This is a genomic window from Sciscionella marina DSM 45152 (genome assembly GCF_000379465.1).
Taxonomy (GTDB): domain Bacteria; phylum Actinomycetota; class Actinomycetes; order Mycobacteriales; family Pseudonocardiaceae; genus Sciscionella; species Sciscionella marina.
The window spans coordinates 1-18,074 of sequence record NZ_KB905410.1; the positions used below are offsets into that span (position 1 = coordinate 1).

19 protein-coding genes and 5 pseudogenes are annotated in these 18,074 nt (G+C 66.6%); 13 read left to right on the plus strand and 11 right to left on the minus strand.

Going from position 1 to position 18,074, the window contains the following annotated elements:
- From A37U_RS0129000 to A37U_RS50295, 4 genes and pseudogenes are all read left to right on the plus strand, one after another.
- Positions 1 to 490 (plus strand): annotated as a pseudogene (locus tag A37U_RS0129000) (hypothetical protein); the annotation flags it as partial.
- 152 nt (positions 491 to 642) lie between these two features.
- Positions 643 to 744: pseudogene (locus A37U_RS54515) on the plus strand (ClpX C4-type zinc finger protein); the annotation flags it as partial.
- A gap of 57 nt (positions 745 to 801) precedes the next feature.
- Entirely contained in the window at positions 802 to 975 is a 174-nt protein-coding gene (locus A37U_RS53985) for a hypothetical protein (RefSeq protein ID WP_240437706.1), read from the plus strand.
- Between the two features lie 37 nt (positions 976 to 1,012).
- A pseudogene (locus tag A37U_RS50295) lies at positions 1,013 to 1,817 on the plus strand (helix-turn-helix domain-containing protein); the annotation flags it as partial.
- A 36-nt stretch (positions 1,818 to 1,853) separates the two neighbouring features.
- Here the strand turns inward: A37U_RS50295 and A37U_RS0129010 are convergent.
- From A37U_RS0129010 to A37U_RS0129020, 3 genes are all read right to left on the minus strand, one after another.
- On the minus strand, positions 1,854 to 2,336 hold the full coding sequence (locus A37U_RS0129010) for an SRPBCC family protein (protein WP_020500181.1): 483 nt from the start codon (positions 2,334 to 2,336) through the stop codon (positions 1,854 to 1,856).
- 283 nt (positions 2,337 to 2,619) lie between these two features.
- Positions 2,620 to 3,141: a sigma-70 family RNA polymerase sigma factor gene (locus tag A37U_RS0129015; RefSeq protein ID WP_157183093.1), complete on the minus strand. Its 522-nt coding sequence runs from the start codon at positions 3,139 to 3,141 to the stop codon at positions 2,620 to 2,622.
- A gap of 940 nt (positions 3,142 to 4,081) precedes the next feature.
- The gene (locus A37U_RS0129020) at positions 4,082 to 4,360 is read right to left on the minus strand and encodes an RskA family anti-sigma factor (RefSeq protein WP_020500183.1); all 279 of its coding nucleotides are present in this window, start codon (positions 4,358 to 4,360) and stop codon (positions 4,082 to 4,084) included.
- 1,044 nt (positions 4,361 to 5,404) lie between these two features.
- On the opposite strand from A37U_RS0129020, the gene A37U_RS52030 reads away from it, so the two are divergent.
- Together A37U_RS52030 and A37U_RS0129030 are read left to right on the plus strand one after the other, a co-directional pair.
- Positions 5,405 to 5,941, plus strand: a complete 537-nt coding sequence (locus tag A37U_RS52030) for a YncE family protein (RefSeq protein WP_157183094.1) — start codon at positions 5,405 to 5,407, stop codon at positions 5,939 to 5,941.
- Between the two features lie 191 nt (positions 5,942 to 6,132).
- The gene (locus tag A37U_RS0129030) at positions 6,133 to 6,573 is read left to right on the plus strand and encodes a VOC family protein (protein ID WP_020500185.1); all 441 of its coding nucleotides are present in this window, start codon (positions 6,133 to 6,135) and stop codon (positions 6,571 to 6,573) included.
- Between the two features lie 210 nt (positions 6,574 to 6,783).
- Here A37U_RS0129030 and tatB read toward each other — a convergent pair whose 3' ends face one another.
- A complete protein-coding gene (tatB, locus tag A37U_RS0129035; RefSeq protein WP_020500186.1) occupies positions 6,784 to 7,194 on the minus strand; it encodes a Sec-independent protein translocase protein TatB in 411 nt (136 codons plus the stop codon).
- A gap of 91 nt (positions 7,195 to 7,285) precedes the next feature.
- On the minus strand, positions 7,286 to 8,287 hold the full coding sequence (locus A37U_RS0129040; protein ID WP_020500187.1) for a ferritin-like domain-containing protein: 1,002 nt from the start codon (positions 8,285 to 8,287) through the stop codon (positions 7,286 to 7,288).
- Positions 8,288 to 8,403: 116 nt separating this feature from the next.
- Between A37U_RS0129040 and tatA the strand changes: the two genes are divergently transcribed.
- From tatA to A37U_RS50300, 4 genes and pseudogenes are all read left to right on the plus strand, one after another.
- Positions 8,404 to 8,709 carry a Sec-independent protein translocase subunit TatA gene (gene tatA / locus A37U_RS45870; protein ID WP_020500188.1) on the plus strand — a complete coding sequence of 102 codons (306 nt, stop codon included), beginning with the start codon at positions 8,404 to 8,406 and terminating at the stop codon, positions 8,707 to 8,709.
- 93 nt (positions 8,710 to 8,802) lie between these two features.
- Positions 8,803 to 9,744, plus strand: coding sequence for a twin-arginine translocase subunit TatC (gene tatC, locus A37U_RS45875; RefSeq protein ID WP_020500189.1), 942 nt, complete (start codon positions 8,803 to 8,805; stop codon positions 9,742 to 9,744).
- A 289-nt stretch (positions 9,745 to 10,033) separates the two neighbouring features.
- Positions 10,034 to 10,456, plus strand: coding sequence for a hypothetical protein (locus A37U_RS45880; RefSeq protein ID WP_240437702.1), 423 nt, complete (start codon positions 10,034 to 10,036; stop codon positions 10,454 to 10,456).
- 57 nt (positions 10,457 to 10,513) lie between these two features.
- Positions 10,514 to 11,041, plus strand: a pseudogene (locus tag A37U_RS50300) (acyl-CoA desaturase); the annotation flags it as partial.
- 410 nt (positions 11,042 to 11,451) lie between these two features.
- Here A37U_RS50300 and A37U_RS0129070 read toward each other — a convergent pair.
- Genes A37U_RS0129070 through A37U_RS45890 form a run of 5 tightly spaced genes read right to left on the minus strand, consistent with a single transcriptional unit; the run spans position 11,452 to position 14,942 of the window.
- Positions 11,452 to 11,988 (minus strand): hypothetical protein, encoded by a 537-nt coding sequence (locus tag A37U_RS0129070; protein WP_020500193.1) that lies wholly within the window; start codon positions 11,986 to 11,988, stop codon positions 11,452 to 11,454.
- A 1-nt stretch (position 11,989) separates the two neighbouring features.
- Complete coding sequence (locus A37U_RS0129075; protein WP_083933967.1) at positions 11,990 to 13,405, minus strand: molybdopterin-dependent oxidoreductase; 1,416 nt, start codon at positions 13,403 to 13,405, stop codon at positions 11,990 to 11,992.
- Positions 13,406 to 13,411: 6 nt separating this feature from the next.
- The gene (locus tag A37U_RS0129080) at positions 13,412 to 14,107 is read right to left on the minus strand and encodes a class I SAM-dependent methyltransferase (RefSeq protein WP_020500195.1); all 696 of its coding nucleotides are present in this window, start codon (positions 14,105 to 14,107) and stop codon (positions 13,412 to 13,414) included.
- Positions 14,104 to 14,340 (minus strand): hypothetical protein, encoded by a 237-nt coding sequence (locus A37U_RS0129085; protein ID WP_020500196.1) that lies wholly within the window; start codon positions 14,338 to 14,340, stop codon positions 14,104 to 14,106. The genes A37U_RS0129080 and A37U_RS0129085 overlap by 4 nt, the downstream gene beginning before the upstream one ends.
- Positions 14,337 to 14,942, minus strand: a complete 606-nt coding sequence (locus A37U_RS45890) for a sigma-70 family RNA polymerase sigma factor (protein ID WP_157183095.1) — start codon at positions 14,940 to 14,942, stop codon at positions 14,337 to 14,339. The genes A37U_RS0129085 and A37U_RS45890 overlap by 4 nt, the downstream gene beginning before the upstream one ends.
- A 20-nt stretch (positions 14,943 to 14,962) precedes the next feature.
- On the opposite strand from A37U_RS45890, the gene A37U_RS45895 reads away from it, so the two are divergent.
- The 3 genes and pseudogenes from A37U_RS45895 (at position 14,963) to A37U_RS53990 (ending at position 16,835) form a co-directional block, all read left to right on the plus strand.
- The gene (locus tag A37U_RS45895; protein ID WP_020500198.1) at positions 14,963 to 15,370 is read left to right on the plus strand and encodes an ANTAR domain-containing protein; all 408 of its coding nucleotides are present in this window, start codon (positions 14,963 to 14,965) and stop codon (positions 15,368 to 15,370) included.
- Between the two features lie 82 nt (positions 15,371 to 15,452).
- Positions 15,453 to 16,202, plus strand: coding sequence for an ANTAR domain-containing protein (locus A37U_RS0129100; RefSeq protein WP_020500199.1), 750 nt, complete (start codon positions 15,453 to 15,455; stop codon positions 16,200 to 16,202).
- Positions 16,203 to 16,451: 249 nt separating this feature from the next.
- Positions 16,452 to 16,835, plus strand: a pseudogene (locus A37U_RS53990) (Asp23/Gls24 family envelope stress response protein).
- A gap of 120 nt (positions 16,836 to 16,955) precedes the next feature.
- On the opposite strand, the gene A37U_RS50310 reads toward A37U_RS53990, so the two are convergent.
- Positions 16,956 to 17,785, minus strand: a protein-coding gene (locus tag A37U_RS50310) for an IS5 family transposase (protein ID WP_420806270.1) whose coding sequence is annotated in 2 segments (ribosomal slippage) — positions 16,956 to 17,425 and positions 17,425 to 17,785 — 831 coding nt in all. Because the reading frame shifts where the segments join, the coding sequence is not laid out codon by codon here.
- Positions 17,786 to 18,074: the final 289 nt, after the last annotated feature.

Here is an 18,074-nt window from a genome sequence, read left to right on the forward strand (position 1 = left end):
CGGTACCGGACCGCACGGAGCGGATGCTCCAGCAGGGGGCGGCTCCGGCTCAGGGATGCCGCGAGCGCTGGCGCGTGTGGTCGGCGTGGATACCACCGGGTTCGCGCAGTGGTATTGGGGTCGGGCGCCGCTACTGTGCCGGGCGGCCGACCCTGCTGCGTTCCGGGACGTGCTCGACCTCGACGGCATCGACGAGCTGCTGACCTGCCGCGGGCTTCGCAGCCCGTTTCTGCGCCTGGCTCGCGACGGCGCTGTCGTCGACTCGACCGTGTTCACCGGGCCGGGTGGTGTCGGAGCGGAGATCGGCGACCAGGTGTGTGCCGACCAGGTCGCCTCCCTGTTCAGCGAGGGCAACACGATCGTCTTGCAGGCGCTGCACCGCAACTGGCCCGATGTCATGGATTTCGTCACCGAGCTGGCCGCGGAGCTGGGCCACCCAGCCATGATGAGTTCGGCGGCGCGGGCCATGGCGTGTTGGTACCCCCGCTGATTTCGGCAAGTCGAGTTGGCCCCGTTTCGGCATTTTGAACTGGCCCCGGCGTAGCTGATGTTGCGGGTCAGGAGGTTGTTAACGTCTTCTTGTCAGGTTTATCCTTACGATCTATCCTGACGTCAGGAGATTCCTGACGAAAGGTGTGGATCGTGAACCACTGCTCCTTCTGTAGGCGATCAGCCGAGAGCGTCGACACGCTCGTGGCCGGCCCAGGTGTCTACATCTGCAGCGAGTGCGTGTCCTTGTGCGCTGAGACCATTGCGAACAAGCCAGCCGGGCTAACGCGAGCTACTCCGATCTGGGAAGGGATGGACGACGAGGCGCTACTGGTCCATTTACCGCGTATTGAGGCGATTCGGCATCAGGTCGACGACGATCTGCGGGCGTGGGTCGGCGAGGCGCGACGACGCGGCATCTCGTGGGACCGGGTTGGTGATTCACTCGGGATGCGCCGTCAATCGGCATGGGAACGGTTCTCGTGACTACGCTTCCGTATCGCGATAGCCGGGAGGATGCCTCGTGGCACACGCGAACGCGCCGCTGAGCTCGGAAGGGCGTCGTCGCCTGGTCGAGCGGTGCGAGACGAGGCCGATCGCTCACGTGGCCGCTGAGATGGGGATCTCTCGGGCGACCGCGTCGAAGTGGGTCAATCGCTACCGTGACTACGGAGACATTGGACTCATGGACCGCTCATCAGCGCCACTGGCCCAGTCGACCGCGACTTCGGCCGAGGCCGTTGAGCGGATCGAGCACCTGCGTCGTCATCGTAAGTGGTCAGCGGCCCGGATCGCCCACGAGCTGGCCGCTGACGGGATCGTGGTCTCCCGTCGAACCGTCAGCCGTCGCCTGGCCGATTTCGGATTGAACCGGCGTCGGTTCATCGATCCAGGCGGCGACATCAACCGCGAACCACGAAAGATCGTCGCCCGCAGACCAGGCCACATGATCCACCTCGACGTGAAGAAGGTAGGCCGGATTCCCGACGGCGGTGGCTGGCGAGCCCATGGGCGCGGGAGCACTCAAGCGAAAACCGTTGGACGTCGAAAGGGAAAGGCGGAACGCGGCGGATACACCTACCTACACTCCGCGATCGACGGCCACTCGCGACTCGCTTACACCGAGGCACTCCCTAACGAGAAGACGACGACCGCGATCGCTTTCCTCCACCGCGCACCCGCGTGGTCTGCCGCCCACGGCATCACACGTATCGAGCGGATTGTCACCGATAACGGAGCCTGCTACCGCGCCGACGACTTCGCGCGAGCAACGCTTGGCGCACACCACCAGAGGATCACTCCATATACGCCTCGCCACAACGGGACCCCTGCCGAACAGTTGAGGTTCGGCGACGAGCGGACACTTACCCGTGGGGACTGGTGTGGGATTCTACGATACGCGCAAGGATGCCTAGGCTGGCGCGCAGCGTGGTCTCGGGGATGACGGGGAAGATGCCCTGGTCTCGGTACCGCTGCTCGATCTGGCTCCAGTCGTAGTACGACGTCACGAGTGTGCCAAGCGTGCTTGGCTCGAGCTCGTAGCCGTACAGGTGCTTGATCGGAGGCTGGATCGTCCCGGAGACGGTCCACTCGATCAGAGCCTCCGGCGCGAACTGCGTGATGATGACCGCGACGTCGTACTGGCCCATCGGGCGGTCGCCAAGCGCCTCCCGGTCCATGTGCACGGTGAACCGGTCGCCGACCCGCTGGACCCGCTGCCCTTCTGCGGATTGCAGCATCCCGGAGCTGTCGATCCGGACGTGTCCGTTCGGTTCACACAGCACCCCGAATGCCATCGCCGGCGCTGCCGCGATATCCCGCCGTACCTCGAATCGCTCCCTTGTCATGGTCTCTACCGTGGCACACTATCCGGCGATCCTCGTCGTGCAGGAGCACGAAGCCTTACCGCAGCATCCCGCTCGGTGGCGGACACACCGAGGATCTGAGTCTGTGTCGGCGCTAGGCTCACGAGGCCCGGGCGGAGGCTGAGGCGTACGCACCGCACGCTGAGGTCGAGGCTGCCTTCGACTGGGGGGCCGAATGAGCCGCGCCGAGGTTCGCCGTCCACGGCGGTGCCTGCTGCTCCCCACGTGCCGAGACACTCATTCGGCGATCCGCATGACGCATTCCTTACCGACCCGTCTCGTGAGGGTGGGTGGTGCGTAGTCGGCACAGGGCGCTGTGGACTCGGGTCTTGAGCGTGCCGAGGGGAATGTTGAGGATGGCGGCGGCCTCGGCATGCGTGTGGCCTTGGTAGTAGATGATCGTGATTATGGTGCGTTGCAGCGGGGTGAGCGTGGCGAGCTTGTCGCGAATCTGCTGGCGTTCGACGCCGGTGGGGACGGTGTCGGTGACGTCGTCTACCTGGGGTGTGTGGTTCGCCGCTGAGGTGTGCTGTTCGCGGTGAGCGCTGGCGCGCAGGGTTCGGACCTGATCGACGGCGCGACGGTGAGCAATGGTCAGTACCCAGGTCAGCGGGCTAGCGCGAGTGGGATCGTAGCGCGGAGCGGTGCGCCATACGTCCACGAACGCCGCATGGGCGGCGTCTTCGGCGTAGCGCGGGTCCTGCAGGATGGTGCGGCACAGCCCGTATACGCGGGGGACGAGCTGGTCGTAAAGAGCGGCGAAAGCCGAGGTGTCCTTGGTGGCCACTCGGGCCATGAGATCGTAGTCAAGGGCCGGGTGTGTCATGCGCGTGGCGGTCGACGGTTCCACATACCCGGCCGCGTGACTTCGAAGCGTTCCCGGCCGAGGTGTCTCAGTGCTCACTGGTGCTCCGTGGTTTTGCATGCCGAGGCGTTCGGTCGATGGGGGTCGGCTCGCAGCTGGTTTGTGCTGTGCGCTGCTCGGGTAGCTCGGTAGGCGTGGCTGCGCGGCTGAGTTGGGTGTAACAGGCAGGGCAGATCAAGGTGTCTTCACCGGTGGCGACCATGGCCGACTCGCGAGCGAGTCCACAACGGTCGCAGCGGTATTCGGCGGGGACCGTGAGGCAGTGCAGTTGCCACCCGGACCAAGGTGGGTACGAGTCCAGAATGACCACGCGGTCGTCGTCACGAGTGTGGATGGGTGCGGCATGCGTGGCCGGGATGTGAGAAGGCAGGAGACTCACGGCGATCCCTCCATTTCAGGGCAAGCTGAGACCTGAGGTGGAGTGCCGGGGTCTGGGGCACTTATTTACTATTGAACCTACCCCCTTGGACCGGAGTTTTGAAACCTGAAGCACAGAACTCCCACCTGTCGGGGAACACGCCCCGGTAGCGTCGTTGCCCAGTATGACCATGGGTCGCCCCTTACCCCGTGTGGAGCGCGGGGTAACCATTTGACCTGGGGTTTCTGCCGTCCGCAGCGGCTGGGGATCGGCGAGCTCGACACTAGCGGCGCACGCTGTTTGGTGCGGTCTGGCAGGGTGGGGATCGGCCGGACTGGTTGTTTTTGCGCAGTTGCACCACGCTGCGGTGTTCGCCGGTGTGTCGCTGTAGCTGACCGGCTCCCATCGTGTGCTGGTCACCGAGCCCAGCGTCGCTACGGCGCTGACCCGGCTGGGGCAGGTGGCCGACCGGACCCAATCATGCAGGTGATAGCCGCTCGCGACCTAGTCGGGCGGCTGCTGCCGGGTGTGAGCGATTTCCGATAGCACCTTCTCCCGCAGGTGGGCAGGGGGTTGTGTCGCGCTCGCCGCACCGAGCCTGGCGGCGGTTTCTCGTAGTCTGTCCACTTCCTGACGGCACGCGGCGCATTCGGTGAGGTGCTGTTCGAAGGCTGCCAGTTCGGTGTCGATGAGGGCATGCAGCGCGTAGGCGGACGCGGCCGCACACCACGGCGTCGGCTCCTCGTCACGGGGCGAGCGTGCCGATCCCCGGCGATCGTTCATCGCCCCTCCCTTCGGGGTTCCGTATCGCGCGTTGCCCCCTGTATTCGGAGTGTCAGCGCCCGCGGTTCGGTCTTTCGCACGCGTGGCTGGCCCGAGAACTCGGTCCCATCCGCTGCTCATTCTCGACACGAACTACTGCTAGAGGCGGTTTCGCCGCGAAATCGACCCGTTACGGCCCCGGCGATGGGTCTGCACAAGGGGCAGACCGGAAAAGAAGCGTTCTCTGCGATGGGCAAGACGAAGAAATTGTGGGGCATCGGCGGCGAGCCCGCCGCCCATCAGGGTACGAACGAGAAGGGAGCTTTGACAAAACCATCGTCGCGAAGCCAGCACCACAGTCACGAGCGCCGCGCTGCTCGTGCTCTCGCAACGACAGCCGGCACGATAATGGGCACTGCACACCGGACAGTTTCGGCGTTCAGGATTGCTATGAAACGCGCCTACGCTCCTGAAATACGCTCGAGGGCGTGCGCGCGGCCTCTGGTGCACCAGTCGCCGCTGACCAGATCCGCCGGCGCGCGAACCGCACGGCGGTCGGCACGGGCCTCGGTCGACGACTGTGGTGCCTGCTGGCGGTGGCCGGCTGCTGCGTGGTTGCGCTCACGACAGCATGCGGTTCACCACCGAACCCCGGGCGCGCGTGGCCATCGAGTCCTCGGGGCGCTCCGCCCCTGCGCGTCGCGCCCGACTCCGCTGTCTCGCCGCCGACGCGGCCGGGCCTCCCCGGCACCGTCATCGACCTCCACGGCGCCCTCGAGGGGGTCGCCGTGACCGACAACGGCAGTGTTGCCGTCAACGTCCGAAAACCCGACGGCCTCGACACTTTCCCATCGCCTCGGCCGGTGCCCCCACGGCCCGCCAATTCGTGCCGCTCGGTGGTTGTTCCCGTCATCTGACGCTCGGCGGACCAAACGGCCCCGCGCTGGTCGCCGACGAGACCGATGACCGATCCTCCAGGTCGCACCCGGCGGCCGCGCACTCGAGCCGGTTCACGTAGGCCGACAGCCCCACGAGGCCTTTCACATCACCGGCAACATGTATTGGGTGGCCGACGAGTTCGGCAACAGTTACCACATCGTGGTTGGCGGCCAGGTAAAACGGGTAGTGTCCGCACCCATACAACCCGGTGGCGGCGCCGCCTCGAACGATGGGAAACACGTCGTCGGAGTGGGTGTTCGCGACCGCCGCATCACCGAATACCGTGCCAACGGCGACGCCGTGCTCGGTTTCATGCTCACGCCCCACGGTCCGAAGCAGGTTGCCACCATTCCCACCGGCGCCGGTTCGAAGCCCTACGGCCTCGCCTACGACGCCACCCGGCACACCCTGTGGACCACGCTGACCGGCCGCAACCAAGTACTCGGCTTAACGTTCAACCACGGCAGAATCGTGCACAAGAGCCTAAAAGCTACCGTGCAACAACCCAACACCCTCGCGATAGACCACCCACCGGGGCGCTCGTCATCACCGGCTCCACCAGCCACGGGCACCTGCAATTCATCGCTGGAGACAGGTGATCGGGTTGCCGGCACCACGCCATGCGGTGGACCAAGGTCCGAGTCTGGAGGACTGGCCTGGTGATTCGCCGATTTTACCCGCTGCAACTCCCGAACCGGCCGGCGGACGCCTGCTGGTTGGCGACGATCACCGTGATAGCGGGTGTGGGGCTTGCGCTACCGGCCGGTTCCCGTCCTCGGTGACGCGGACGAGTCCCACTGCGTCTCGCCCGGTCGGGCCACGGCGGGCTTGCGGTCGGCGTGTAGAACCGTGGTATGGCGTTGATCGATAGTTCCGACATTGCCCACATTCGGCTGACCGTGACCGACATCGATCGCTCGAAAGCTTTCTACGACCAGGTATTCGGTTGGCCGGCCGCGATCGACATGTCCGCTCGGGCCGACGAGCCAGGCGTGCGAGCATCCCGTGAGGCCTTTTACGGCGGGGTCGTCTACCAGCTGCCCTCAGGCACGCTGCTCGGGTTGCGCCCGGTCGCCCCGAGTGGGCAGCGGTTTGACTCCGAACACACCGGACTTGATCACCTCAGCTTCCAGGTCGCATCAAAAGACGAGCTCCAGGTTACGCGCCAACGGCTCGACCAAGCCGGAGTCCCGCACGGCGAAGTGACCGACCTGGCCGACGTGGGGCTTGCTATCCTGTCGTTTTCCGACCCCGACGGCGTGCATCTCGAGCTGACCGCTCCGCTGCAGGGATGAGGTCACTGGTTCCCCAGTGGGGCACCTGGCGCGGGCGAGTCGACACGACCTGGTAGCCCCGAACGTGTCCAGCGGTGCAAGGTGGCACGTCATCGCAGCCCCGAGCCACGACTTCGCCGTGCGCCGGGGAGCCCTCGCAGAACGTGCGCGCTGGCCGCGGTGACCTGGCGAGCACCTGGCCGACCATCCGTGGTGTGCGCGAACGGCCGGTCATGTTGTTTCTGGGTCGAATGGTGTCGGTTGCTGTGGCCTTGGCGTTGGCGCGGACGGGTTGTTGTCGGTGCGGCTGTTGTGTTGGTCAAGGGTTTCGAGGTCGTCGCGGGGGTCGAGGCGTTGGGCGTCGTCGGCGGGGTCGTAGCCGTCGAGGAGGTGTTCGGTGATGGCCCGGCGTGGGCCCATCGCGCGCAGTTCGCGGATGTGTTCGAGTGGTTCGCGGAGTTCGTCGAATTCGGGGCCGAGCTCGTTGCGCAGCTGTTCGCGTGCTCCGGTCGCGTAAGTTCGTGCTCGGCGGAGGGCTCGGCCTGCGTGTTGGATCGTGGCGGGGAGCCGCTCCGGGCCGAGGATGAACAGGCCGGCGACGATGATGACGAGGATTTCGGGCCATCCCAGGTTGTTGAACATGCGGGCCCCGTGTGCTCTCGGGTGGCTGGGTGAGGTCAACCATGCGGCGCCGGCGGGCCCGGCCAGGGGCCCGTCGGCGCCAGCGGGCTGGTTAGCTGTTGTTGCTGCTGGTAATGATGTCGCCGTTGACCCCGGCGGGGAAGAAGCCACCCGAGCTGGCCTGTTTCGGGGTGAGATAGACGATGTTGAGCACATTGGGGGCGCTGCGACTGTAGGCGACCCCGTTGCCGTCGGTGGGCACGATGTTCGCTTGGCCGTTGCTGTCGACGATGCCTTGGTCATCGTCGGATTTGCCGTCGAGGCTGTCGCGGGCATCGGAAAACTTACCGGCGGCCTCGCGCAGGTCGCGGCCGAACAGGCCGGTGCCCAGCAGCCCGGTATGGGTCTGGTAGAGCTCGGTGCGCACGTTGGCCGCGTGGTAGGCCTCGGTGGCCAGGATACCGGCGGCGGCCTCGAGGTAGGTCTTGTTCTGCACCAGCGGCGCGGCACCCTTGTACGCGGTGACCCCGACATCTTCGAACAGGAACGCCGCGAGCAGGAAGTTCTCCTCGCAAGCGAACGCGTCGAAGCTATGTCCCTTGGCCACGATCCCGGCGGCTTGGGCGGCGGCGGTGAAACTGTGCTGCAAATCGATCGCCGGTTGCGCGACCGCCGCCGAACCCAACGCCGTGCGCAGGAACTTGACGTGAGCGTGCTCGTCACCGGCGATCTCGCGGGCAAAGGAGCGCAGCTTCTGGCTGCGGAATGGCACCGCCCGGCCACCGGTGACACCGCCCTGTTTGCCGGTGCCGCCGGTCATCGAGGCGGGCAGCCCGGCGCCGGTGACCGCATGCAGGTAGAACTGCGATTCAAGGTATTCCAGGTTCAACGCGAAGTTCAACACCGAGGCGTCCGAGAGCTGGCCTGCGTCGTTGGCCGTCTCGGCAGCGTGTGCCGCGGGGGCATCCAGGGCCGAGAGAGCACCACCACCCAGCGCGGAGGCGCCGACGACGCCCAGCCCGGTCAAACCGGCGCTACGCAGGAACCGGCGCCGGTCAGCGTCGTTCTCCGCGCTGCGGTTGATCATCGAGGCCGCATACTTCTTACCGAACATCAGCGATCCATCCTTTCAACCAATCCAGTTGTCCCTCCCACCACGAATTCGAGGTAGCGCCGTCCTTGGATTGGTCCGACCGCCGGCGCCGCGAAAAGAGAGTGAGGAGATCTGACATGTTCAGTGGTTTGCAGGGCTGGCACATCATCGTCATCGTGGTCGCGATCGTCCTGTTGTTCGGCGCCAAACGGCTACCAGACGCCGCGAAAGGCATCGGCCACTCGCTGCGCATCTTCAAATCCGAAGCGAAAGCCATGCGCGAGCAGAACGACACCGACGACACCGACAGCGCGGCTCCACAGCAGCAGGCCCAGGATCCGGCCACCGAGCAACTACCGTCCGCGGGCACACCGGACACCCCCGTGGCCGCGGCAGCACCACCCGCACGGGCCAAGACCCACTCGTCGACCGGGAACGAATAACCGGTCGTCATGGACACGTCGGCGTTTGCCCCTCGGGGCGGGTGGAAAGAGGCACGGCAGCGGCGCAGCCGTCGTACCAACCCCGATGGCTCGATGACCCTCGTCGAACACCTCTACGAGCTGCGGTACCGGCTCGGGATGGCGCTACTGGCCGCGGGTGTCGGCGCGCTCGTGTGCTGCCTGTGGTTCAACGTCACGATCTGGCCGATCCCGACGCTGAGCCATGTCGTGCTCTATCCGTACTGCCACGGCACCTCGCACACGCTGACCGACCTGGTCGGCAAACCCGGCAAGGAATGCGGGTTGCTGCAGACCAAACCGTTCGAGGGATTCTCCACGCTGCTCCAGGTTGGCATCACCACCGGTGTGGTGCTGACCAGTCCGTTCTGGCTGCACCAGCTGTGGGCGTTCATCACGCCCGGGCTACACAGGAAAGAACGGCGGTTCGGCGTCAGCTTCGTGAGTTTCGGTTCGGTACTGTTCCTGCTCGGCGCCGTCGTGGCGTACCTGTTGTTGCCCGAGGTGCTGCGGGTGATGACGAACGTCGCCGGCAGCGACAACCTGTTGACCGCGTTCTCCGCGAGCGACTACGTGTCCTTCCTGATCAACCTCCTCGTCGTGTTCGGTATCAGCTTCGAGCTGCCACTCGTGGTAGTGATGCTGAACTTCTCCGGCGTGCTGCGCTACGAAAAGGTGCGCCACTGGCGGCGCGGATTCTTCTTCGCGATCGTCATCTTCGCCGCGCTGGTAACCCCGGGCACCGACGCGATCTCCATGGTCATCCTCGCCGCAGCGCTGTGCCTGCTCTTCGAGATGGCACTACAGCTCGCCAGAGTGCACGACAAGCGCATCGACGCGAAACGCCGCGACGAAGGCTGGGACACCGACGACCCGGACACCCCCTCCAAGCTGGACCACACCCCCGACCCCGTGTTCACCCCGCAGCCCGCGGCGCACGCGGGACCGACCCCGGCCACCGAGCAGGCCGAGGCCGACCGGCGCCCGCGCCGACACTGGTACGACGACGCCACCTAATCGGGCGCGCCGCCCGAGGGATCGGCTCGCCCCCGATTCGAACTATTCATGGTGCCGCGCGAAGGTCAACACCGAGGCATCCGAACGCTGGTGCCCGTCCTGGGCTACTTCGGCACAGACCGCTCGAACGTTTATACCCGTTTTCCCAAGAAACAAAACCTGGTTGCCGGGAATTCTTAAACTCTTCATGCATAGTGGCTGAACACGTGGCGTTGTTTGAATTTTCCGGCCGGTACGGCAATCCGCTCTCGGGGTCGGTTCCGGATTAGGGGTGTAAGGAACTGAAAAAATGAAAGGACACCTTGTGATGCAGAAGATGCTCAAGCGCACGATCGCTGCCGCGGCTGTGGCCGCCCCAATGACCATGGCACTGTCCGGGCTGGCCTCGGCCGACACCTACGGACAAACCCAGCAGCACGCCGGTGCCGACGGGGCGATGTCCACCTCGCAGCAGGCCAGTACGGGCGGCCACGGTGACGGCGGGTCCTCCTACAACCAGAACTGGCAGCAGGCCGGGCCGGACGGCGCGGACTCCAGCTCGGTGCACTCCAGCACCGGCGGCAGCGGCCACGGCGGCAAGGGCGGCGCGTCCTACGGCCAGACCAGCCAGCACGCGGGCCCGGACGGCGCGTCTAGTTCCGGCACCCACGCCTCCACCGGCCATTCCGACGGTTCCCACCACAGTGGGGGACTGCTGCGCAGCCTGCTGTAACCGCGATCGACAAGGTTGGTCTGCAACCGGCCACTTCGCCATGAGCCTTGACGACATGGCCGGACGTCAAAACGCCGTAGATACGGCGTTCACCGCGGTAAGCGTGGGCGTGGCCTGCGGGTCGCGCTCACGGTTGCGGGCAGCATGGCGATGCAGGCCCGGTCATCAGCTGGGTCGCCGACCACCGCCGCCACCACGCCTTCGCCGACCGCGATGACGATTCGTACTCTCCGTGGCGTTTCGGCACCACACCCGCAGCACTGGCCAAGGGATTCCGGCACGCGCACATGGACTGGTTGTTCGACCGGGACCTGGTCGGTCAACTCGCTCCGCCACATGATCGGCGACCGGCCGTTCGAGGCGCGGGACAAATCGGCGAAATTCGGGCCGCTGGCGATCCTGTTCTTCGGCGCGTCCTGGCACAACTCCCGCCACACCGATCCCTCCGGTGCCCGCCACGGGGTGCGACGCGGACAGCTCGACATTTCCGCCCGCATCATCTGGGTGTTCGAGAAACTCGGCTGGGCGTCCCAGGTCCGGTGGCCGAAACCGGAAAGGCTGGCCAGTAAACTCGAGACCGCGTGACACTCTCCGTCTCCCCGTCACCGGTGGCTCGCACTCTCACGAATACGGGCCCACCGGATGCGTTCAATGTTCGGCGCTTCACGGTGTACGCGGCGGTTGACCGGTGGTGAGAGCGACGCGGCCGTGAGAGCTGCGCAACAGCATCCAGCCGTCGACGGCGCTCTCGATGTCGTAGCCCCTCGCCAGGTAGACGTCCAAGGCGTGGGTCATGTCCTCGCCGGGCTGCACCTGCAGGACGTCACAGGGACGCCGAGGGGTCGAGGCTGCGCGGAGCCGCGAGCGACGTTCGCCTGGTGGCCGCGACGGTCTGGAGGTGTCGGGTCATGATGGAGCCTCCCCGGACTGCCTGGGCGCCCGAGTGCGCCCAGGGTGTGCGGATGCGTCGCCGCTATGGCGCTCGTTCGACGCGTTCACGGGTGGTTCGCCCGGTGGGGCCTCGGCGTTGGGCCGCTTCCGGTAGGGGCTCTCCGGTAGCGCTCGCGGCCGAGACGGACGGCATAGGCGACGGCGCTGATCGCGAACAGCGCCGCGGTGATCAGGAGCCACCGGGCAAGGTAGGGCTGCTGGGTTTGGCCGGTCGCAGCGAGATAGGTGTCCTGGCCTTGCTCGATGATGCCGGGGAAGAACAGCAGGAACAGCAGCCCCGCGGCGAGCGCGGGCACTCGCAGATAGTTTACCGCCGGCACGAGCGGAGCCGTACGTCGCGTCGGGCGGATCGCGTGCAGGACAGTGGTCAGGGAGCGATCGGCGAGGGCGTAGATCGGGAACAGCACCAGGTCGTGACCGATGACTGCGGCGAGGAACCACACGAGCATCAGCGGCCACTGCGGATCAGCAGAGGTCTGCAGCGCGGCGTACCCGGCCAGAGCGAAACAGCCCAGCAGCGCCAGCAGATGCAGCGGGTGCGCCCCGTAGAAACCCTTGATGCGGGAGACAGCGATGCGCATGTCAGGCCCTCCGGAAGTCGAGGGAGCGAACCCACTTGGTGTTGTGCACGCCTGGCAACGCGGGGACGATGATCCGCGCCGGGTAGCCGTGGTCGGGTGACAGGTCGGTTCCGTTGACCTTCAGCGCCAGCAACGCATCCGGATGCAGCGTCTGGTTGGCCTGCAAGGTGGCTTGGCCAAATGCGCCGGCTTGTTCCAGCGATTGCACGTGGGTGGATCCCGGCGTGGGCACTCCCGCGAGCGACGCGAGGTCGGCCAGCCGAACGCCAGTCCAGGTCTGGGTGGTGGACCATCCTTCGACGCAGGCGATGGGCAGCTCGGCAGTGTGCTGCGGCATCGCCAAGAGCGCTTCCCGGTCCAGCAGCACGGGCCGCGGGCCGCCGGTCAGGGTCAGATGCCAGCCGGGTCCGGTGTCGGCGGGCGCGATCGCCGCCGCGGTGGCGGTGCGGTTGATGGGAAAGCCGTTGGGCCCGTCCCCGGGCGTGCGGCCTCGGGGCAGTAGCAGGGCGGCGTAGCGAGTGACGCCGCCAAGGGTCTGTCCGGCCGTGAGTACCGCGATCAGTGCCGCGCCTCCGCCGACCATCGCGAGCGCGCCCCGGCGGCTGACCGTCGCAGCGGCGGGGTCGGTGGCGACCAGGTCGCTGCTGTCGGCGGGCTCCGGGTGGGTGTCGGCGCGGGCGGTGCGTAGTTCGGTGCGCAGTGACCGGGAGCGCAACGCCCGGATCATGTGCGGCAGTTTGATCGCGACGTGCACGACGAACGCACCGAGGAAGATCCAGCCGCCGTAGTAGTGCGCGGTGTAGAAGCTGAATCCGAAGAGGTAATCGTATTGGGTGTTGAGCAGGCCGGTGGCGATCTCGAAGAGAATCCCTCCGACCAGCAGCAGCAGTGACAGTCGTTCGATGACCTGGGCGATCGAACGTGCCGGTGGCCAGGCAAACAGTTTCGGGACCACGGACCACAACTTGGCCAGCACGACGGGGATCAGCACCAGTCCGAGCCCGACGTGCAGCCCCTGGTTCAGCCGGTAGAGCCAGGACGGCCCGGTGGGCCAGTCGAAGCCGGGCAGCCGCAGCCAGCCGACATCGGCGGGGATGGCTTGGCCGAACTGCGGTCCGTAGGCGATGTAGGACAGCAGGCCGGTAATGATCACGATCGGCAGCGACACCAGCAGAACCGCACCGAACACCGACGTCAACCACGGCCCCCGCAACGGGCTGCGCCACGCCCGGCTCCGCCCCAGCCCCGGGGGCCGGTGTCGTTCCAGTGCGCGCCACAGCCCACGGGGGAACCCATACGACGGCTCGGCCGGACTGTCCTTTGTAGATTGTTCTGCCGTGGAAGTGCTACCCACGCGGGATTGCGTGCCGGCGTGCTGCTTCGGCCGGGGATCGGGCGGTGGGGTCGGCGTCGTCATGCGCGCTCACCGGCATTCGCGGTCGAGTTCGGCGAAATGACGTTGCTGGTATCGGTGACTCCCTCGCAGTCGCAATCCAGCGGTATTGGCCACCGTGGCGAGCGCGTCGAGTCCGACGATCGCCCAGGGGAACCATCCTCCGGATTTCGGCGAGCTGCCCACGCGTGCGGCTCCGCGCCAGAGGCCGTTGTCGGTGGGGGCGATCTCCACGACCACGGTGCCCGTCGGCCGCAGCAGCGCGGCGGAACGGCGCAACAGCGTGACCGGGTCGCCGCCGAGGCCGATGTTGCCGTCCGCGAGCAAGACGTGTCGCCAGAAGCCCGCTCCAGGCAGCGGCCCGAAGACATCGCGCTGAAGGACGGGTGCTCCCCTGGCCTGGCAGTACCGCACAGCCCACGGCGACATGTCCACTCCGAGTGCGGCGAGGCCGCGGGCCGCCAGCGTGTGCACGAGCCGCCCGGGTCCGCAGCCCAGGTCGATGGCGGGTCCGTGACAGCAGTCCAGCAGGCGCCGGTCACCGTGGTCGGCCGCGCCGTGCCAGCGTCGCACCGCGATGCGGACGCGTCGACCATCGGTCAGTTCCAGGTGATCTGCGTCGCCAGTCAGTGCGCCATCGAATCCCGTCGGGCTGAAATGGACGGTGCCGCGTGCAGGACAGGTCGCGACGGGGTCGCTCGCGGAGCCGGGTTCCGGTGCACTCATCCGTCGCAGCCTTCCGAGTCTTCGGTGCCTGCGGTCAGCAGGGCGAGCGTCTCGGCGGTCACGGCGCGAACGCGGTCCACCAGGCCGGCGGCCTCATGTACGGTGAACAGCCCACAGCGGGCGGCGTGGCGGATCGCGGAGAGCGCACGCCGCTCGAAACGTAACGTCGCGTCAGCAGAACGGAAGGACGGTTCTGCCGTTGTGGCCTCGGCCGGCCAGGGGGCAGCAGTCATCGCGCGTTCTCCCGCTGATGGGGCCGGTGTGTCTTCCCGGCGCAGGTTGGTGCATCGACAGAGTGGCTGCGGTGATGCTGACGCAGACGTGAGAGTGCGTCGTTCAGCCGGGACAGCACCGTGTCCGCCGGAATGCCGAGCAGCTCGGCGACCTCCGACAGGGTCTGTCCACGGAAGTAGATCAAGACCAGCGCCTCACGCGACGCGACGGGCAGCGCGGCGACCAGTTGAGCGCCCGACAGCCGCCTGAGGAGGTTGGCGAGGTCCTCGTCCGGCACGGCTCGTGGCGGCTGGCCTGACGGGTCATCGCGGGGCGGGGCGGTCCGGAGCCGGTCGAGCGCATACCGCCGAGCGACGGTCATCAACAGCGTGGACACGTCGTCGCGGCCCGGGTTGTAACGGGAGGCTGTCTGCCAAACGTGCAAGTACACCTCGCAGGTGACTTCTTCGACCTGTCGTACGTCCGGCAGGATGCTGTGGATCAGCCCGTACACGGCCGGTGCGGTGTGGTCGTACAGTCCGGCGAACGCGGCGGTGTCACCGTGCCCCGCCCGCGCCAGCAGTGTCTGGCAAAGCCTCGACTGATCGTTGATGGTTACCACGGCCACTCCCACAGGGACGCATGGACTCGTGCCGCCGGGGACTGGGGCAGCGCTGCAGATCACCGGACTACCCGGGTGATTCGGCAGCAAAACACCCGAGCACTACTTCCTCATCACGCCAGACCGAACGTCGTGAACCGGCCGCCGAGGCACTGACCGACGTCGCCACCATCGGGATTCTGCAACAACGCACCATCGAACACGGCGACCAGCTCAGCGGGCAGCTGCAGACCACGCTGCACAGCCGCATCGTGATCGGACAGGCCAAAGGCGTGCTCGCCGCGCACGGCGCGGTCTCCATGGACGATGCGTTCGCACAGCTACGCCGCTACGCACGTGCCCACCATCAACGTCTGACCGACCTCGCGCGCTCAGTCACCGACGGTACTGCCGATCTGGCCGTGATCCTGAACCATCCGCAACGCTGACAGCTCCGAATCACCGTTACGGCCGGCCGCGGTCCGCGCCGGCTCGTCCGGTCGTAACGGCGGAGAGAGATGGCAACGGAGCATGACCCAGATCGACGACACAGCGGCCGCGTTGCGGAAGCTCACCGATACCATCACCATCGGCGAGCCCCTCCCCGCAGTGCTGCAGCGAGTGTGCGAGTGGGTGACCTCGCTGATACCGGCTGCCACCGCCGCCTCGGTCACCCTCATCGACAACGGACAGCCGCGCACCATCGCCACCACCCACGAGAAAGTTCTCGACCTCGATCGGGCCCAGTACCGCGCCGGCGACGGGCCCTGCCTGCACGCCCTGCGCACCGCGACCACCATCCGCGCCGACCTCGCCCAGCTCAGGGGCCGGTGGCCTGAGTTCGCCGACACCGCCACCGCAGCAGGCATCGCGACCGTGCTCGCGTGTGCGCTGGTCCTGCCCGACGACACCACCACCACGGCGCACACCGCGCCCGCCACCACCGTGGCGGCGGGCGCGGTGAACGTGTGGAGCGACCAGCCCGCGGCGTTCGACCCGGTCGAAGCAGCACTGGTCACCATGTTCAGCGGCGCGGCATCCGCACTCGTCCTGACCACACGCCGCTGGGAACGCGCGAGCGCGTTGGCCGACCAACTGCGGACCGCACTCGCCACCCGCGACCTGATCGCGACCGCCAAAGGCATCGTGATGGCCCGACGCCAGGTCAGCTCCGAAGAAGCTTTCGCATGGATCACCGATGTCTCCCAGCACACCAACCGCAAAATCCGTGATATTGCCGCCATCCTCATCGACGACCCCATCCTCGTCGAACCCGCATAGACGGCGCTGGTACCTCCTGACCTGTCTTGATTTCGGCAATTCGAATGCTGCCGGTGCGGCATCGCCACCGGTGGTCCGATGTTGGTTCTGGACTTTGCTGCCGCCGTCGCGCGGCGGCCGGCGTTCGAGCCGGCCACGGCCACGCTTCACGCGCTGTTCCAAGCGATCAGGCTCGTCGTACTGCTTGACGGCCGCTCCACACCGGGAAACCGCAGATCAACGGCGGGACCGTCCGGACCTGGCGATGCCATTGCTGCCCGGAGGAGCATCGCCGTCGCCGACACCGTGGTGCAGAAATTCGCCGGGCTCGCGACGCACGAGGTGCCCGGCGTCTTCGCACTCGGCGGTGGCGCCACGAGGGCGTTCAGCGCGTTACGCGAGCAGATTCCCGGTGCCAGCGCTTCCGCGGGGTAGGGCATGGCCTTCGAGGTCGGCGAGCGGGAGGCGGCGGTCGACCTGCAGCTGGTCGTCGACTACAGCGTCTCCACCGTCGATCTGGCCCGATCGGTGCGGCGCAACGTGATCTGCGCGATCGAGCAGATGACCGGGCTCAAGGTGGTGGAGATCATCATCCTCACCTCGCCGCAGCCCCCACCTGCTACAAGGAACTCACCAAATGAGACACCTTCTTAGCGTGATCCACGAAAAGTGCGCCCGAACCAGGGGTTCGGTGTCTCGGGCGTTTGCGATCACTATTTCCGCGCGCTCGGCCAGCCGTCACCGACGTGGTCGCGAACGCATTCAGAGCTTGTCTCATGTGGTGAGTTTGCGGAGTTTTTTGTGGCAGGTGAGGCTGGCTCCGAGGATGAGGAAGGAGAGGAAGTGCTCGGCTTTGCGTTCGTAGCGCAACGTGAGACGGCGATATCCGGTGAACCAGGCCATGGTTCGCTCGATGACCCAGCGATGCTGGCCGAGTTTGTCTTTGGATTCGATGCCTTTGCGGGCGATGCGGACTGTGATGCCGCGGTCGCGGACCCAGCGCCGCAGGTTGAGCTGGTCGTAGGCCTTGTCGGCGTGCAGCTTGGCCGGCTTGCGACGCCGCGGGCCACGACGGGAGCGGATCGCCGGGATAGCCATCACCAGCGGCTTGAGGGCGTGGCTGTCGTGGGTGTTAGCCGCGGAGACAGCGACCACGAGCGGCAGCCCAGCACGGTCGGACAGGGCATGGATCTTCGAGCCGGGCTTGCCGCGATCGACTGGGCTGGGGCCGGTCATGGATCCCCTTTTTTCGCCCGTACGCAGGCACCATCCACGATCGCGCGGCTCCAATCAATGAGGCCCTGGCTGCCGAGTTCGTCCAGCAGCACGCGATGCAGCTGCCGCCACAGCCCGGCCTTGGTCCACTGCGCAAAGCGGCGATGCGCGGTCTGGAACGGCACCCCGAACGAGGGCGGCAGATCCCGCCACGCACAACCGCTGGTCAGCACGTACACGATCGCGGTGAACACCGAACGAGCGTCCACCGGGGCAGTGCCACCGCCCTGCGGGCGCGGCGTGAACACCGGGATCAACGGCTCCGCCAGCGCCCACAGCTCATCCGGCACCAACCGTAACGACAAACGATCAACCACAGCCAAGATCATCGCTTATCAGCGACTAATCACCATGTAAGACACGCTCTCAGTACCGGCTTCGTGCGCATCGTTCGGCGAAATTCCAGAGATCCAGCGCAAGAGGACGATCGGATCGCGTTCGCTCACCCCGAAACCGCCTTCGTCTCGATCTCGAACTCAACAGCACCGGACACACACGCCAGTGGGCGATCGGGACCCAGAATCAGCACGGGCCACCGCACGGTGATGTTGCTCTGGAGAGCATGCTCCCTCCCTTTCGGGCGCCCATGCTCTCCGGAGCGAACACTCATACCGCGAT

Bases quoted from the DNA above. Each gene is read 5' to 3' on its own strand.
- A37U_RS53985 (WP_240437706.1), top strand. From the start codon at position 802: ATGGACGACGAGGCGCTACTGGTCCATTTACCGCGTATTGAGGCGATT.
- A37U_RS0129010 (WP_020500181.1), bottom strand. From the start codon at position 2,336: ATGACAAGGGAGCGATTCGAGGTACGGCGGGATATCGCGGCAGCGCCG.
- A37U_RS0129020 (WP_020500183.1), bottom strand. From the start codon at position 4,360: ATGAACGATCGCCGGGGATCGGCACGCTCGCCCCGTGACGAGGAGCCG.
- A37U_RS0129030 (WP_020500185.1), top strand. From the start codon at position 6,133: ATGGCGTTGATCGATAGTTCCGACATTGCCCACATTCGGCTGACCGTG.
- tatB (WP_020500186.1), bottom strand. From the start codon at position 7,194: ATGTTCAACAACCTGGGATGGCCCGAAATCCTCGTCATCATCGTCGCC.
- A37U_RS0129040 (WP_020500187.1), bottom strand. From the start codon at position 8,287: ATGTTCGGTAAGAAGTATGCGGCCTCGATGATCAACCGCAGCGCGGAG.
- tatA (WP_020500188.1), top strand. From the start codon at position 8,404: ATGTTCAGTGGTTTGCAGGGCTGGCACATCATCGTCATCGTGGTCGCG.
- tatC (WP_020500189.1), top strand. From the start codon at position 8,803: ATGACCCTCGTCGAACACCTCTACGAGCTGCGGTACCGGCTCGGGATG.
- A37U_RS45880 (WP_240437702.1), top strand. From the start codon at position 10,034: ATGAAAGGACACCTTGTGATGCAGAAGATGCTCAAGCGCACGATCGCT.
- A37U_RS0129070 (WP_020500193.1), bottom strand. From the start codon at position 11,988: ATGCGCATCGCTGTCTCCCGCATCAAGGGTTTCTACGGGGCGCACCCG.
- A37U_RS0129075 (WP_083933967.1), bottom strand. From the start codon at position 13,405: ATGACGACGCCGACCCCACCGCCCGATCCCCGGCCGAAGCAGCACGCC.
- A37U_RS0129080 (WP_020500195.1), bottom strand. From the start codon at position 14,107: ATGAGTGCACCGGAACCCGGCTCCGCGAGCGACCCCGTCGCGACCTGT.
- A37U_RS0129085 (WP_020500196.1), bottom strand. From the start codon at position 14,340: ATGACTGCTGCCCCCTGGCCGGCCGAGGCCACAACGGCAGAACCGTCC.
- A37U_RS45895 (WP_020500198.1), top strand. From the start codon at position 14,963: ATGGACTCGTGCCGCCGGGGACTGGGGCAGCGCTGCAGATCACCGGAC.
- A37U_RS0129100 (WP_020500199.1), top strand. From the start codon at position 15,453: ATGACCCAGATCGACGACACAGCGGCCGCGTTGCGGAAGCTCACCGAT.